The sequence below is a fragment of the Blautia faecicola genome (assembly GCF_004123145.1).
Classification (GTDB): domain Bacteria; phylum Bacillota; class Clostridia; order Lachnospirales; family Lachnospiraceae; genus Oliverpabstia; species Oliverpabstia faecicola.
In genome coordinates, this window is record NZ_SDKC01000002.1 from 23,200 (window position 1) to 37,847 (window position 14,648).

Here is a 14,648-nt window from a genome sequence, read left to right on the forward strand (position 1 = left end):
CCTTTTATTTTTTCACTTTAATCGAGTTGGTTTTCATCGTCTTGTCAGTGAAATACTGCCATTCGAATTTCTTATTAACGTAAGTTGCTGTATAGGTATCATTTGCAGGTGTCATGTTAAAAGTGACCTTTTCACCGGAAACTGTGCCACCTTCCGCTGTTACTTTTCCAATCTTGTAACGGGATGCCTTTTCTTCTGTTACTACATAGTCTCCCATTTTAAGATCTTTAAATTCACAGCTTACAGATACATATTCCGCTGAAGATACATCTGCTTGTGTGATCTCTACCATCTGATAATAGGTGTGCTTTGCTCCTTCATAATCCGTACCTGTACATTTAAATGTGAATACCGGATTACCATTCGCAAAATTAATATCAGCGGCTTTGATCTTCTTTGTAACGATGATTTTCTTCAGTTCTGGAAGATTTCTCACAGTATCTGCATTGACAACTGCTCCATCCTTAGAAATGGTTACTTCAAAGGAATCCAGGATGTAGCCTTTATTTTCCTCACATGGCTGCTCCTCTACAAGATAGGTATCAAACAGCAATGCTCCCTTTGACTTGGATGCTTTACCTTCTCCAAACCATACGCCATTCTTGTCAACATTCGGATTGCTGTTGTCTCTTACAGCAGTACGGATCAAACCGTCTGCATCCGAATAGATAATATGGCTTTCACCGGTTGTCTTACTTGTTAACTTGAATGGTATATTTCCCATTGGTCGATTCCGTTCGTTTATTTTTGCAAACTGAACATCTCCTCGACTCGGTACTTCTTTAGCAGCATTCTCACCAGTAGGAAGTCCTTTGATGACTGTTGATCCATTGATTACGTAAGTATTTGCGACATACAGAGTAGAACTAAGATTATATCCAACCGGAGCTTTGCTTTCCTGAATGGTCAGTGTTCCAACTGGTAAAATAACATGTCCACTACTATCTTTCAGTAATGTTCCACTTACCAAATGGGAATCATCCAGTTTGATCTGTCCTTTTTCGTCTGTCTTAAATACCCAGGTATACTTAGGAGTCTTCGCATCCTTGCTTGGATCATGGTCAGAAATAACATCGTAATACTTTACAGTATATTCAGCATTCTTTAAAGAACCAGCTCCCTGAGCAGTTGCTGTTAATGTTTCCGCATCAACTTTTTCAAGAAAAACCTTATCTTCTGTAACGAAGGTGCCAGGTTCTTCAATGGAAGTGATGTCAACACTTAATGTATTAGAGTTGAAATTAGCGGCATCTACCGTTGTGGAAATATAGTAACCATCCGGAGCTTTTGTCTCCTTAACAGTATATTTTCCAAGTGGCAGACCTGACTTGCTTCCTTTACCATTTGCATCTGTTACAATCGTACCTACACTCTTTCCGGCAGCATTATAAATGGTATATTCTGCTCCCTTCAGTGTATAGCTCTCAAACCCGGAGTATGTATCAGTTTTCGCTTTTTTCTGGAGATTGATGGTCCCGGTTTTAGGAGGTTCATTGATCGTCACAGATGAGACGGAATTTTTATGGTTTACGGTAACATCTGCGGCTTTGTTATAACCTTTGGAGGCAGTTCTTTCTTTGATCGTGTAAGAACCATAACTCAGCGTTTTTGATGTCGCATTTCCGTTTGCATCTGTTGTAAGCGTATCAACAACTGTATTTCCGCTGTAGATATCAAACACTGCTCCCTGCAGGGAATATTCGCCATTTCCGTTGGTCACAGAAGTGTTTGCGGATCTTTTATTGATCTGGATCTTTCCACCTGCCTGTTCAATAGTAAGGGTTTTGTTTTGGGTGAATGTTCCCTCTTGATCAAACCAGTTCAGCATACAAACTTTCTGATAGTTACTTGCTGGCGGATCGTAAATCGCGCATCCCCATCTTTTTGGAATCGTCAGTGTTACGGAAACATTGATTGTTTTTCCAGTCGTTTGATAGGATGCATAAGTAGATTTTGGAATTCGGATTTGGAAATCAGCATAAGTTCGTTTATCTAACTTGTAAACTTCAGCGCCAGGAGCACTTATATCATAGCTGGTAATCTGTTCACGGAAATCAAAACCGTCATTGGTTGCACTGTACGTTTTAAAACTGCAAGAGTATGTAGCGTTGGAGTACATATATCCATCGCTACCCTCATACCATCCCGGATTATTATTGCCACTCAGAGAAAAAGTAGCACCATGGGTCATGTCAATCCAGCCTTCACTGTCAAAAAGGCCGCCATACATGTTTCCATTATTGGCATCATTAACCATCTTTGTAAGACGATCTACAGTTATGGATTTGGCTCCTGAAGTATTAGAACTATTATTGATCCAATTGTTAACTGTTGCCAGGGAAACTTCACCATTCAGGATATGAATGGCCCACTGCGTAACAAAATAGTCCAGCTTCCAGTTTCCGGTAGAATACGCAGACCATCGACAACATTGACCATAGTAAACAGAACCCCAATAGAAAGCATATTCTACTTTTCTATTCGTCCAGCCGCCCTTATAGGAAAATGACCCTTTTCCATCGGGACAATCTTTTGAGTAATTCAGGCAGTATACGTTTCGCCACTGACCACGTGAATCCACATTCTCATTATCACCTACAACGTACTTTAATCCAATTCGAAGAACACCGCCAAAATCATCAAAACGTTCATTTTTTATGACATATGGACCATAGTCATCAAAGGAATATGTACTGATCTCAGAGGTATTAGGATCCAGGTATCCCCAGATTTCAGCATTGTCTGAATCAGGAACATCTTCTTCACCTTCCGGGTAAAAAGCTTCGTCGTCAAATTGTTCACCTTTTACAGCCTCATTTTCTGTGACGTCTGCATTGTTTTCGGTGTTATCTTCCTTTACGGCTTGCTCTTTAGCAGTGTCTTTTGTCGCTTCCTTTTTCGCTTCAGATCCATTAGGGGATTCTGTAGGTGTTGGTTCCGGTGTTGGTGTTGCTTTTTCCACCGTTGTTCCCTCATCCTTTTTATCTTCAGTTGCTTTCGAATCTGAATTCTTGTCGGCAACAATTGAAACAGCAATATTAGTAGGCTGATCAACGATTACCGTATTAGAATATTCACTTTTTGAAACAGGAACTTTTTTCGAAGCTCCATCCTCATAAGATATAGTTACATAGTCGATCGTATATCCGCTTTCTGCCGAAACCTGGTAAGTAACACTATCTCCAACAGCTACAGTGATTGACTTCCCAGTGACATCCTCTCTATTTACGGTCACTGTTCCATGTTCTACCTCAAGAATTTTTAAAACTGCATTTTCTGTTTCCTTCGCGTATACTGGAAAGGTATATATCGGAATAGATGTGCAAAGCATTAAAAGAGATAGAATCAGTGAAATACAGCGATTACTAAACTTCTTCATTCTTTTTCCTCTCTTTCATCAAAACAAAAATTAGACCTGCTGAGAAAATGACTCCTGCTGCTGCAATTAAAAACGGAAGTCCTGAATCACCGGTTTTTACAATGCCAGTTCCTGTATAAGAACCCGTATTTTTCGCATCGTCCGGTAATACAGCAGTAAAGATCCATTTTGTTTCTGTTTTGCTCATTGCATATGGATTATTCAGCCAAGAAGGAACAGTTAAAGTATATGTCAGTTTCTTTGTTTCTCCGTTTTTCAGAGTTCCAAGTAGTACTTTATTTTTTACTTCGCCGTCCATGGATCCATCGTAAAGAACGGTATCATCACACTTGATCTGAAGATTCAATTCTTTTAAGAGCTTATCCTGTGCAATGGTTTCAGTTCTAAAATAAATGGATACGGATTTAGCATATTTATTGGCTACCGTAACTGTATCAGAAACAACATCTCCTGGCATCAAATCTCCCCAGTTAGAAAAGAAATCGTCTCCTACTTTTACCAAGCCTTCTGCACCACCCTCGTAAGATACTGAAAATAAATCATTTTTAGTATTTGGGATCACATACTCATCTGTAACGCTCTTTTCAATCAAAGTTCCAAACCACGGATCATCTGAATCAAAATCCGGAGTGAAATTCTTCACCTGTACAGCATCAGCTGTAAAGTGTAATTCCATCTTTTTGTCAGATAAGGATTCATCCCATGTGGATGGAATCTTGACATCTTTCATGAATTCCGTTGTATCTCCCCGTTCAACGGGTTTTGTATAGTAGTAATACTCACCTCGTTTAATCCAGTTATCAGAAATACCAAGAAGAGAATCATCCAACTGATCGATTGTGGAATCTTCGAAGGTAACTTTCATGCGGATCCATGCATCATTGGCCAGATTGGAGACTTCTACAATTTCATCTACCGTCTGACCGGGTACGACAACCTGCTCATCGTCAAAGGACACCTTTTCACCCTGATCGTTAAGGCTGGATTTTGTTAATTCAATATTAACATTTCCGATTCCCACATGGTTGATCACGGATACCTCGGACCGAGCATATACCGGAACCGTACCCATTCCTACAATTACAGCAGAGAGGAAGGCAGCCATTTTTGTAACTAGTTTTCTATTAGGCATAACCATTTTTCCTTTCTTTATCTGCTTTAAAAGGCAGATGATGTCCATTGTCTGCCTTTTAAAGCTAAATTGTAATGACATATTATGCCATTATCCATTGACTTGCATTTGAAGATATCTTAATGCTTCCAGCATCAGTCACTTTAGTACAAATTATAAGTCATTACCATGCAGATCTTTGCTATTGTTGATATTTGCATCTTTTTCATCACCAGCATAATCATGTTCTGTGGTAGCTGCTTTGGATTCATCGTAAGATGTGCTCTGTTTTACGAAGATATCATAGATTGTCTTCATGTTATCTACTGTCAGATCGTCAGTCAGATCAGCACCGGTTTTGTCCAGGACTTCTTCCGCCTGGATTGCATATGCTTCTACTTTGATATCGTTTGCAACATTATCCAGAATTTCATCTTCAATTACATTCTTCATCTGAATCTTATCAAACAAAGTGGAGGTTGTTTCGCCTGGTGTTACTTTTGTTTTGTAACCAAATACATAAGTACGAACACCATCTTTTGCAGCTGTTGCTCCAGTGTCAGCGGTTTCTTCTGCTACGATTTCCTGCCATTTTGTATCGAAGTTGTTTTCTTCTTTGCTCTGTGCATCACGAGCGTTTTTGAAGTAGATGATTTCCTGGCTCTTACGTCCCTCTGGATCTACAGTTCCATCATCGGATACTTTTGTAACAAATTTAGTAGGAACAGTTACTTTCATAAATACTACCGCATTGTTAGATCCGGTGTTCTCGACCTGTGGATTTTTGGCTACTTCCTGGTTTGGAACTAATTTTTCTGCTACATCCGGAACTTTGTTGTTGTTATCGTCTGTTGTGTCCCATTTCGGCTCTTCCAGATCGATTTTTACTTTACCCACTGTAAATGTGTTGGATGTCTGTTCGGAGTCAGTTAAATAAGCCATTGTTCCTCCGATTGTCATAGCTGCAACCAGACCACAGATTGCTCCTGTAGCGACCATTTTGTTTCTTTTCATACTTGTTTCCTCGCATATCATAGCAGTTTGGATATGCTCTCCTTTCTTTTATGTTTTATATACAATCCTCTTTTGAGGAACTGCTACCAAAAGTGTGTTCTAAGATTATTCCGATTAAATTTAGTGCGATCACCCATCCGATGATCAGAACGATTCCTTTTTTTCCAAGCTTACCAATAAGATATCCCAGATTAGGGACTTGGAACTTATAGGTACCAATAATTTGATCCTGTGTTACGATATGAGCATCGGTTGCATCATTCGCATCACCTTTGAAAACGTACCCTTCCGATGTAACTGCTTTGACTCTGTGCGTTACCATCTGTCCATTTACTAATTGATAAGTAACGATATCTCCTACTTCGATAGAAGTATCTTTAAAATCTATGTACGCAACCGCACCGGTATGGATCACTGGTTCCATGGAACCAGATTCCACAATATATGGATTCATACCGAATGCTTTTGGAAGAACCATGCTGATTGCCAAAAGTGCAATCACACACGTAAGTATCTCTACTATCCGGTTATACCATTTTATGCCTCGCATCTACGCGTCACTCCCTTCTTGTGATCCATAAGATTCACCTGCTGTATCGTACAGTTTTCCAAAAACTCTTTTGTCGTATAACATCCAAGAATCTGATAAGCGAGTCCTTTTTCTTCATCACTTAACGGAACACCGTGACACAGTTTCTTCGGCATAGAAATAGTGATCGTGACATCTTCAAATATATTTTGAAAAACAACTTGTACCATATACCCACTTTCATACCCTTTCCAAGATTCTATTCTTCTGATTCAATACCGGCATCAATATCCTCTTGAGAATAAACATCATCTGGCACATTGTTACTATCCAATGAACTTGCCGCATTGTCGGAATCGTAACCAAATAAGGAAGTTAAAACATTCTCTGATGCTTTCTCACGCTCTTTTTGAATTTTCGCTTCGTATTCTTCTTGCGTGTAGTAATTAGCAACATACTCTGTTTCAAATGGAACAATCTCTAATGCTCTGTCGGCCCAATCGTAATTCTCATGACATTCATCGCATGTATCATGTCTATTCACTTTTCTTGCTTGCAAGCATCCGTCGATAAATACTTCGGAACCGATATGTAAATGGGTGCGATCCTGAATCGCATTTTCACCATATGATTTTACCCACGGATAATCTGATCTTCTTTCCGGTGGATCGGATCGAATCCGGTACTTGCGATTTAAGGCTATCTGATATTGTGTTAAGATAAGCCCTTCCTTCAGTGATTTTTTTTTAGGATCAGTACAAAGTGTCCCTAGTACAAATACCTGGTTAGAAATCTCCCTGTTTTCTGTAAGATGCTCCATGCACTCTTCTTGAGATGAAAAGTGAACCCTTTTCTTTGCAAAAATTGGATTGATGTATACCATCGCACCGTCCCGTATATTTTTCGCACCACACTTACTGTTTGTACAGTTTGAGACCTTTGCCATGGGAGTGGCTGCTATTGTTCCTTTTATCTCAACGAAATCATATTCCTCCCATTTCGACATCTCCATCACTATTTTGGGATCCCTGCTCATAATAGCGGGGTTATCCAGTTTTAGATGCTCCTTATGATCACCTGCGTTCCTTTGTGCTCTGGCTACGGTTACAAAGGCTAAAACAAACGGTTCCCCGTTTTTAAGTGTACTTGTCTGGACAAAAGTTACGAATCCATATAAAAAAGCAAGATTATGCCGCGCCATCTTCCTGTCTCCTTTGGTTAGTTTTAAACTGCTTCATAAATAGAATAGGAAAACTGAGGGGGATTCCTATTTATTTTGCATACGAGTCCCTATTTATGAAGCAGTTATAGATGCTTATAATTGCTATGCCGCACCTCTTACATGCAAAAGTATGCCATTGCGATTTATAATTTCAGAAAAAAAACACATTTTTTTATAAAAACTTCCGTGTAATATTGCACAAAATTCTAAAATAAAAAAAGGCACTGTTTTGTGCCTTTTTATCCTTGCTCTCTTTGTGCTTCCTCTTTGCTTCGATCACACGCTCGCAGATATATCTCTTTTACTTTCTTATATCTGTCAACCAGCGCATCTTTTACTGGTGTCCTACTATCACCTAATATCTGATAAAGAATTCTTATACGCTTTGCTTCAGATAGTGCTTTCTCCCTTATCAGCTGATAGTAGAACTCCTTACTTCTACTATAAATCTGTTCCATTTTGATAGGAAGGATATCTTCCCTGTAATTTGGCTGAACAAATCCCAAAAGTTCCAACTCTGTTCTCAAGAACGGAGGCTCCTCTACTTGTTTTCTGCTATCTTCCTCTTCTATCATGTAGTATTCATGGCCACCAAGAACATCGCCAATGATCTTGCAGCTCTCCGCTATTGATATTGGCGATGCCAATATGTTCTCGTAGTATTTTCTTACCATTGTTACTACATCTCCTGCATCTCCACAAGAAAAGCAATGGTAATACTCTTTCGTTAGTGAACAATGATTGATCTGTGTTTCGGAATGAATTCCCGATACACATTCGCAAAACTGTCCGTTTACTTTCATGCCGATCGATGCTGCTACAATTCGGCAATCGGCATCTCTCTTAATTCTTTCTATATCGTACCTCATAACTTCTATAAATCCCTCCTCTTTCCTTAAACTATAAATAAGTATGCCTGTCATATGCGATACAAAAAAAACAATCTCATAAGATGAGATTGCTTTTTTATCAACGGAGAGATTTTTGGAGAAAATTACTGCAGTTATGGATGAAGTAAGAATCCCTGGCTTCAGCTTTGAGCAGTGTCAATAAGACGATTATGTATGTCGATGAGCCAGACGAAAAGAACTTAATTAATCATACAGAGGCCTTGATAAAAGCCATCATTTGTCTCATCTACTCTAGTTCTGTCTTTTTTTTCAGAAGCAGCTCTTTGATTCTGTTTTAATACTTCTTCGTACGAAAAGAAAAATCCCTCAAGTTCTGGTTCGGTTAATCTTTCAATAGATTCCGTTATTATGGCCGCCTCTTGTTCTATTATCCGTTTATTCGGATATAATACTAACTCTTTCGGGAAAAACTCCACGTAACGGGACGATTTTCTCAAATAGTTCCGTTCCATAGTATTTTTAGCTGCCTTTTTAGCTGTCTGAATCTCTGTATCTGTAATACCAGGAAATGTTCGGGAAACCATTTCTTTTAAAATCACATCACTTGGAAGCGTATCTTTATCCGTTTCTTTCTGGTATTGCATACAACACAAGATAACACATCGTTGTACCGGAGGTAATAAATTAATAACTTTCCTAATCCGTTCAACCCTTTCTTTCTTTTCGTATTCTTCTTCTGGATTTCCAAAAGTACTTTTTACTTTATTCAGAAGATTTTCATCTTCATTAGATGATACAAGTACTGGCTGCCATTTGATAGCATTGATCATAGACTGTTTATTCAAGGATTTACGCTTAAAAACACGAACTGCGATTTCATATAGAATATCTGGCGTAGGATTATCATTTTCCAGATGGGTTGCAGCATATTCCTTGCATTTATTTATAATTTTCATAAGATCATTGTTTGATCGACTTGAAAGCTGTTTGTCATTTGTACACTGGATTCCTAACGCCTTACGCAACCGCGGTTCCAGGTATGTTGTCAGTTTTCCACGAGTGGAGTCATATTCCTGAAGCCCGGTTTGTACAACTTCATATGCTGTGCTCAGATAATCTTCACGATGATCGTCATCCCATTTTTTGTAACGCATAATCCGGCTTCTTATATAATAGCGCAACGCAACCATTACAATCATAACAGCATTTTGTTGCAGTTCCGGTTCGTCATGCTGAAAAATATCTGTGATCATTGCTGTAGCATCATCATCCAATGATTTTAAGACATCTGAGTCTTCATATGCATATGTGTTGGCTGCTTTTGAAGTTAAACTTGTTTTTTCTTCCTGATTATACATGAAATTGTCTTCTTCATTGAATTCGGAATCTTCCTCAGCATAGAATGCGTCTTCTTCTCTTTCTTCCTCATCTGTTACAGCATATGCAAAATCGTTATCATTTTCAAAACCAGCGTTATCACTATATAAAAGACATGCATCTTTTCCATACCCTTTAAGCCATTCCGCTGCAAACAGGTAAAAATCTTTATATGGCCGTTCTGTGATCTTCTCGATTTTTTTGATTATTTCTTTTCTTTCTTCACTTGTGTATTTCTTTTTCTGCTGTTCCATAAAATCCCTCATTTCTTATGTAACAAAAACTTCTCTTGATCCCTGATAATCGTATGCATTATCATCAGACATCCGTTACTTCCTGTTTAAAGCTTTATTCTTAACTGTTTTTCTGTTTTATCCTCCAGTCGTGAGACTGAATATAACCGAATGCCTCCTCTTCCGTATAAGTCAGAACATCTGCGATACAACAATTACGTTGTAATGGATTTGTTCGGATATTCGGAACCTGTTCCTGCAATTCATTCCATAATGCCACTCTTAACTTCGAATATATCTCTTCCGGTCCATGATTTCCGTTGATTAATAATGTGATTTTCAGCGAACACTCTTTAAACTGTATTTTTTTTGTGACTGGATTAAGCACACCATATGAATAATCAAGAAGCTGAGCGTCATTTTCTATAACCGTCCGTGTAAGAGTTTTCAGCACCGTAGGGTTAGATTTATCCGAAAAAAATTTCAGATGATTACGGGTGCTAAAAATAATACAACAGGACATATGCCATCTCGTCTTCATAGATACCTCCCTTTGTTTATATTACTATATCATTAATTATTGTAAAAATCAACCATTTTTTACAATAGATTATTACAATGTTGTTTTTTTCATCCGGATAAGATGATATTCTTAATATCATGAGTATAACATACACATACACACGAATTACACACATTTATATGTAATTATTGAAAAAATGTGAAAAAATTGCACTTTTTTTAAACAACACCTTTATCGGAATAGATGCTAAAATTCCAGGTTTTCAAACCGAAGAATGGACTTGCACATTCTCGCGCCTGTGGCGGTCGCTTGCGACATCTACCTTATACGCCGTAGTGTGCATCCTCGTGGAGAGTTTTTTAATTTGCATGAAAGCAATTTCCTGTAAATAAAAAAAGAGAATAGTACCGTAATACTGTTCTCTTAACAAATCGCAAAAATATAACGTCCTGAAAAACCACCGCTTCAGCCGCGGGAGGATGCCAAAGCCATCATTCATGGCTAAAGCAAGTGTTTCTACACACTGAATAACTTAGAGTAATGTACTAATTTTTTCGTTTTTTCTATTACTACCGATGTCACAAAGGACGTCAATACTAACATTAATAATATCAATATCCAATGTTTGCATCCATATATCAAACTTACGAAATAGTAGGAATAAATCTGATTGTGTACAAGGAACATGTTACCTGAATGTCTCCCAAGGATCCGCATACTATTAGAAACGACAGGTATTTTTATCAACAAATCCCCAGTCAGTGCTGCCAGGCACACGACAATGATCCCGTCGATGATTCCATAGTAATTATAGTTTGTTCTCAATGATACACCAATCAGTAAACATACAATTTCAATGATACATTTCAAGATTTTTCCATACTTTATTTTGTGAAAATCTGCATCTAATTTTTCGAAAAAAGCTCCCTCACAACAACCAGCACCAATTAAAATTGAAAAAATGTAGAATGTGTTGGCATTGGATGCACTAAACAGAAACAGAATGCCCATTACTGCTGCTATTGCCGGAAAGACCCCCACTTTTTTATATAAGATCTCAATCAGGGGGACACTGACAATAATCAAGAGTGCCAGCGTAATGTACCACCAGGTCGGATTCAAGGTAGGAGTTCCAAACATATAGGATAAACCCAGAAAATCCAGTAAGAAATATACAGCCTGGCTCTTCAGCTCCGGACCATAGGCTTCCGAAATGGTACGACCTAGTGGCTGGCATAAAACAGTAAGCACAAAAACAAACCAATATAAGGAATATAGTTTCATGATACGTTTCTTAATAAAGTCTGTTATTTTTCCCGCATTCGGAGTATGTGTGCTGAATTCCTTCCGGTAGGAAGCCGCAATACCATATCCGCTGATAAATACAAATATTGCAACGCATACTTTACATAAAAGCGCAAAAAAATTTATTCTTTCTTCCGTAAAAGGGGAAAAGGTTATAACATATTCCTGATAATTTTCTGCCTTATAAAACAGGTGATGAAATATCATCATTAAAATACCTATTCCCTTGCAGAATTCAGATTCCTTTTTGCTAAACTTATTCAATACATTTACCTTCTCTTTCCTCTTTCGATGATTAACTGCCACACAGTTGCAACATTAGCCATAGGAGAAACATCACTAGTTAATCATAAGATTATCCATATCCATCTGTAGCTTTGGCATGTCTCCTTTACCTGCAAAAGCTGCTTCTGTTGCAGTGGATCTAGTTTCCTGGCTCGTGGATTTTCTTTCATCTGGCTTCTTGTGTTCATTAAACATTTCATCCAGATCTTCAAAAGCGTTTCCTTCATCATCTCTATCGTCTTTTTTTGATTGAGCTGTCGCAAACTTTGCGATATCTTGATCCACTTCATTGATCAGATTCTGAATTGCATTTTTCTTTTTATTTGTAATTATTGGATATGCCTTTAAAAGATCCATCATGGCTCGTCCGGACTTTGCAACTTGAAGCCGGCCATCTCCTGCTGCCTTAGCAACAAGCAAGGCTTCTTCTTCGGCAAAATGTCTGCTACTTTTTCGCTCCACATCATTTGTGGTCCCCCAATATGCAGATCCAAAGTCGAACAATGGTGCAAAACCCAATATTTCCCCGGTAATAGCACTTCGCAAGAAACCAAAGTTTCCAAAGTGTCTGTCCGTATTGCATATGACATAATCAACTAGGATCATCTTCTCCATGAATGTTTCCGCTTCCTTTATATGGTACAGGTCGCACATGGATAGAAAATGCTCATATTTACTTATGCTATCTTCTTTTGTGCGTTTATTGTAGATTGCTATGGCTGGTACAAATTCCGTATCTTCCGTTACAAAATTCCTGCACTTTGAACAGAAACTCAACCCATCCACTACCAGGCTGTATTCGACAAATGGAAGCATTCCCATTTGTTTTAACATCATAGATGCCATGACTTCACTTAGTGGCTCCTGGTGGTATTTTTTACTACCTTGTTTTATAAGATAGGATTGCATCGTTTCATCTTGTATCCAGCGTTTTCGTAAGACACCATTTGTTGTTCTATCCGGGCTTGGATATTTTAATTCATCTTTTTTTACGTTCCATGGTTCAAAAAAAATTTTTCCTACCTCATTTGAATACTTGTTAGTAAAGAAATTATATTTTTCCCATGTGTCTGAATCCTTGTAACGTACCCAATATTGATCCGATAAAGAAAAGAAATATTTTTCCTTGTCGAAAAATCGAAACTGCATTCGTGCTTCTTTCATTCCTTCTCTTTTATCTGGCAATAACCTGCTTTGAAACCATTGGTTGATTGATTGGGACTTTATGTTATCCTGTAACTGGATGGGCAGCATGTCATGGCTTAAGACATTATAGAAATTCATAATAGATGAATTTTCTATTTCTATTTCCAATATGGGAGTATTTTTATTCATTAATGTGGCTTTTTCTGACATTTGAACATCCCTATCTTTTCTGTTGGTTATACCGGTTTTACTGCTGTATATAATCTTTTATCCGCCCATTTGGCCAGTAACCGATGTTCGATTCCACGAAAGTCGAAGTGAACTTCCGTTTTGTCAAAACTGTCTCCAAGGACGGTCACTTCCCCATTCACCAGAATAGCATAGACAAAATCAGCCATCCCATCAGACCGGTTTTTATCAGAAAGAGGAACTACATGAACAGCTACTTCATCTTCACAGATCATGTTATGGCCGGTTCCGTTAAACATTGTTTCCTTCACATCAATTGTGACTCCCAATTTTTTTAATTGTCTTGGCAGTTTGAACTTTGTCTGGAATTTGCCGCCTACAACACTTCCGTCTACGATCACTCCGACGGAACCAAAAGATACTAACACGCCTTTCCTTTCGTCTGACACATAATACTTTTGATTTGCACCATCACTTGCCCAAACGATAATGTCCGATTTTCCTTCCTTCATGGAGAGGGGAGAAATAACCATTTCCAGTGTTACAACGGTACTTGAATTCATCTGGCGCAACTCCATGGCACAATAAGATAACGCAAGTTCGCTCAGATCCATGGACTCTTTGTATCCTGCCATATCATCGCTTTTTGTTTCTTTCCTACCTATAGTTGATACAGGCACGGAGTTGCTGCCTTCCGCTTTTTCTTCTGTCTTCGCTTCCTGTGTTTCCTTCCCTTTTTGTTTCTCTTCTACTTCCGTTATATCTTCAACTGTATCATTATTTTTCTCATCGCTTTCATCATAAACATCATCTATGATCGTTTCATCAAGGTAAGGTTCTGTCTCGGCTTCTTCGAGGTTTAATTCCGTGCTTGCTCTATCTTCTTCCGTGCCAATAGCAATATGTGTTTTCTCCGGCTTAGTACTCTCTTCCGTGCTTGCAGATTCTTTCTCTGTAATCCCTGTGTCCTCTGATACGGCAGCAGTTGGCTCCTCTTCCATGCATGTGTCAGCAGGATCTTCAACATCTTCTAAGTCCGTATCGTCTGCTTCCATTCTTGAATAATCTACAGCTGTGTCGTTGGTTTCATCACATGCTCCCAGTTTGATCAGTGGCTCTTCATAATTCTCTGCATCCAGCGGGTCATTTTCAGCCAGCATGATCTTCAACATTCTTTTTAATTTCTTATTTTCATTAACAAGAACGGCATGTTCTTCCTTAAGCTTCAGAATTGCCTCCGTCTCTACGTATGCTGGTTGCTTTGATATGTTCACTTCCTTACCATTTAACTCCATTATAAAATCGTTTTCCGTTTTTACATACGGATATCCAGAATGAACCAATGCCATTGTACTCATGCTCAGCACTGAAACCGCATAACCGGTATCATCTGTTCTTCTTATTTTTTCTGCCGTTTCAGCAATCTGTAACCATCTTCCTATGTTTCTCATATTTCGCTCCTTTATAAATTCGCTTTTGATAAA

At 38.4% G+C, this 14,648-nt stretch carries 12 protein-coding genes; all 12 read right to left on the bottom strand.

Annotated features, from left to right (window positions below; all coding sequences use genetic code 11):
• Nucleotides 1–4 precede the first annotated feature (4 nt).
• Nucleotides 5–3,379: an MSCRAMM family protein gene (locus ETP43_RS16350; protein ID WP_129259667.1), complete on the bottom strand. Its 3,375-nt coding sequence runs from the start codon at nucleotides 3,377–3,379 to the stop codon at nucleotides 5–7.
• Nucleotides 3,366–4,511, bottom strand: a complete 1,146-nt coding sequence (locus ETP43_RS16355; protein WP_129259668.1) for a hypothetical protein — start codon at nucleotides 4,509–4,511, stop codon at nucleotides 3,366–3,368. Before ETP43_RS16355 ends, ETP43_RS16350 begins: the two co-directional genes overlap by 14 nt.
• Before the next feature lie 153 nt (nucleotides 4,512–4,664).
• Nucleotides 4,665–5,504: a SipW-dependent-type signal peptide-containing protein gene (locus ETP43_RS16360; protein WP_164979783.1), complete on the bottom strand. Its 840-nt coding sequence runs from the start codon at nucleotides 5,502–5,504 to the stop codon at nucleotides 4,665–4,667.
• 55 nt (nucleotides 5,505–5,559) lie between these two features.
• A complete protein-coding gene (locus tag ETP43_RS16365) occupies nucleotides 5,560–6,054 on the bottom strand; it encodes a signal peptidase I (RefSeq protein ID WP_129259670.1) in 495 nt (164 codons plus the stop codon).
• A complete protein-coding gene (locus tag ETP43_RS16370) occupies nucleotides 6,042–6,263 on the bottom strand; it encodes a hypothetical protein (RefSeq protein ID WP_129259671.1) in 222 nt (73 codons plus the stop codon). The genes ETP43_RS16365 and ETP43_RS16370 overlap by 13 nt, the downstream gene beginning before the upstream one ends.
• 29 nt (nucleotides 6,264–6,292) lie before the next feature.
• A complete protein-coding gene (locus ETP43_RS16375; protein ID WP_129259672.1) occupies nucleotides 6,293–7,234 on the bottom strand; it encodes a single-stranded DNA-binding protein in 942 nt (313 codons plus the stop codon).
• Nucleotides 7,235–7,494: 260 nt separating this feature from the next.
• Nucleotides 7,495–8,178: a CHC2 zinc finger domain-containing protein gene (locus ETP43_RS16380; RefSeq protein WP_129259673.1), complete on the bottom strand. Its 684-nt coding sequence runs from the start codon at nucleotides 8,176–8,178 to the stop codon at nucleotides 7,495–7,497.
• A gap of 167 nt (nucleotides 8,179–8,345) precedes the next feature.
• Nucleotides 8,346–9,737 (bottom strand): hypothetical protein, encoded by a 1,392-nt coding sequence (locus tag ETP43_RS16385; RefSeq protein WP_129259674.1) that lies wholly within the window; start codon nucleotides 9,735–9,737, stop codon nucleotides 8,346–8,348.
• Between the two features lie 100 nt (nucleotides 9,738–9,837).
• Nucleotides 9,838–10,257 (bottom strand): hypothetical protein, encoded by a 420-nt coding sequence (locus ETP43_RS17390; RefSeq protein ID WP_129259675.1) that lies wholly within the window; start codon nucleotides 10,255–10,257, stop codon nucleotides 9,838–9,840.
• 498 nt (nucleotides 10,258–10,755) lie between these two features.
• Complete coding sequence (locus ETP43_RS16395) at nucleotides 10,756–11,808, bottom strand: acyltransferase family protein (RefSeq protein WP_129259676.1); 1,053 nt, start codon at nucleotides 11,806–11,808, stop codon at nucleotides 10,756–10,758.
• A 75-nt stretch (nucleotides 11,809–11,883) separates the two neighbouring features.
• Complete coding sequence (locus ETP43_RS16400) at nucleotides 11,884–13,185, bottom strand: HipA domain-containing protein (protein WP_129259677.1); 1,302 nt, start codon at nucleotides 13,183–13,185, stop codon at nucleotides 11,884–11,886.
• Between the two features lie 26 nt (nucleotides 13,186–13,211).
• Nucleotides 13,212–14,615 (bottom strand): hypothetical protein, encoded by a 1,404-nt coding sequence (locus tag ETP43_RS16405; RefSeq protein WP_129259678.1) that lies wholly within the window; start codon nucleotides 14,613–14,615, stop codon nucleotides 13,212–13,214.
• Nucleotides 14,616–14,648 lie beyond the last annotated feature (33 nt).

What these genes read in the sequence shown, in the direction of transcription:
- ETP43_RS16370 (WP_129259671.1), bottom strand. Translation starts at nt 6,263, where the DNA reads ATGGTACAAGTTGTTTTTCAAAATATATTTGAAGATGTCACGATCACT.
- ETP43_RS16405 (WP_129259678.1), bottom strand. Translation starts at nt 14,615, where the DNA reads ATGAGAAACATAGGAAGATGGTTACAGATTGCTGAAACGGCAGAAAAA.
- ETP43_RS17390 (WP_129259675.1), bottom strand. Translation starts at nt 10,257, where the DNA reads ATGAAGACGAGATGGCATATGTCCTGTTGTATTATTTTTAGCACCCGT.
- ETP43_RS16365 (WP_129259670.1), bottom strand. Translation starts at nt 6,054, where the DNA reads ATGCGAGGCATAAAATGGTATAACCGGATAGTAGAGATACTTACGTGT.
- ETP43_RS16360 (WP_164979783.1), bottom strand. Translation starts at nt 5,504, where the DNA reads ATGAAAAGAAACAAAATGGTCGCTACAGGAGCAATCTGTGGTCTGGTT.
- ETP43_RS16385 (WP_129259674.1), bottom strand. Translation starts at nt 9,737, where the DNA reads ATGGAACAGCAGAAAAAGAAATACACAAGTGAAGAAAGAAAAGAAATA.
- ETP43_RS16375 (WP_129259672.1), bottom strand. Translation starts at nt 7,234, where the DNA reads ATGGCGCGGCATAATCTTGCTTTTTTATATGGATTCGTAACTTTTGTC.
- ETP43_RS16380 (WP_129259673.1), bottom strand. Translation starts at nt 8,178, where the DNA reads ATGACAGGCATACTTATTTATAGTTTAAGGAAAGAGGAGGGATTTATA.
- ETP43_RS16350 (WP_129259667.1), bottom strand. Translation starts at nt 3,379, where the DNA reads ATGAAGAAGTTTAGTAATCGCTGTATTTCACTGATTCTATCTCTTTTA.
- ETP43_RS16355 (WP_129259668.1), bottom strand. Translation starts at nt 4,511, where the DNA reads ATGCCTAATAGAAAACTAGTTACAAAAATGGCTGCCTTCCTCTCTGCT.
- ETP43_RS16400 (WP_129259677.1), bottom strand. Translation starts at nt 13,185, where the DNA reads ATGTCAGAAAAAGCCACATTAATGAATAAAAATACTCCCATATTGGAA.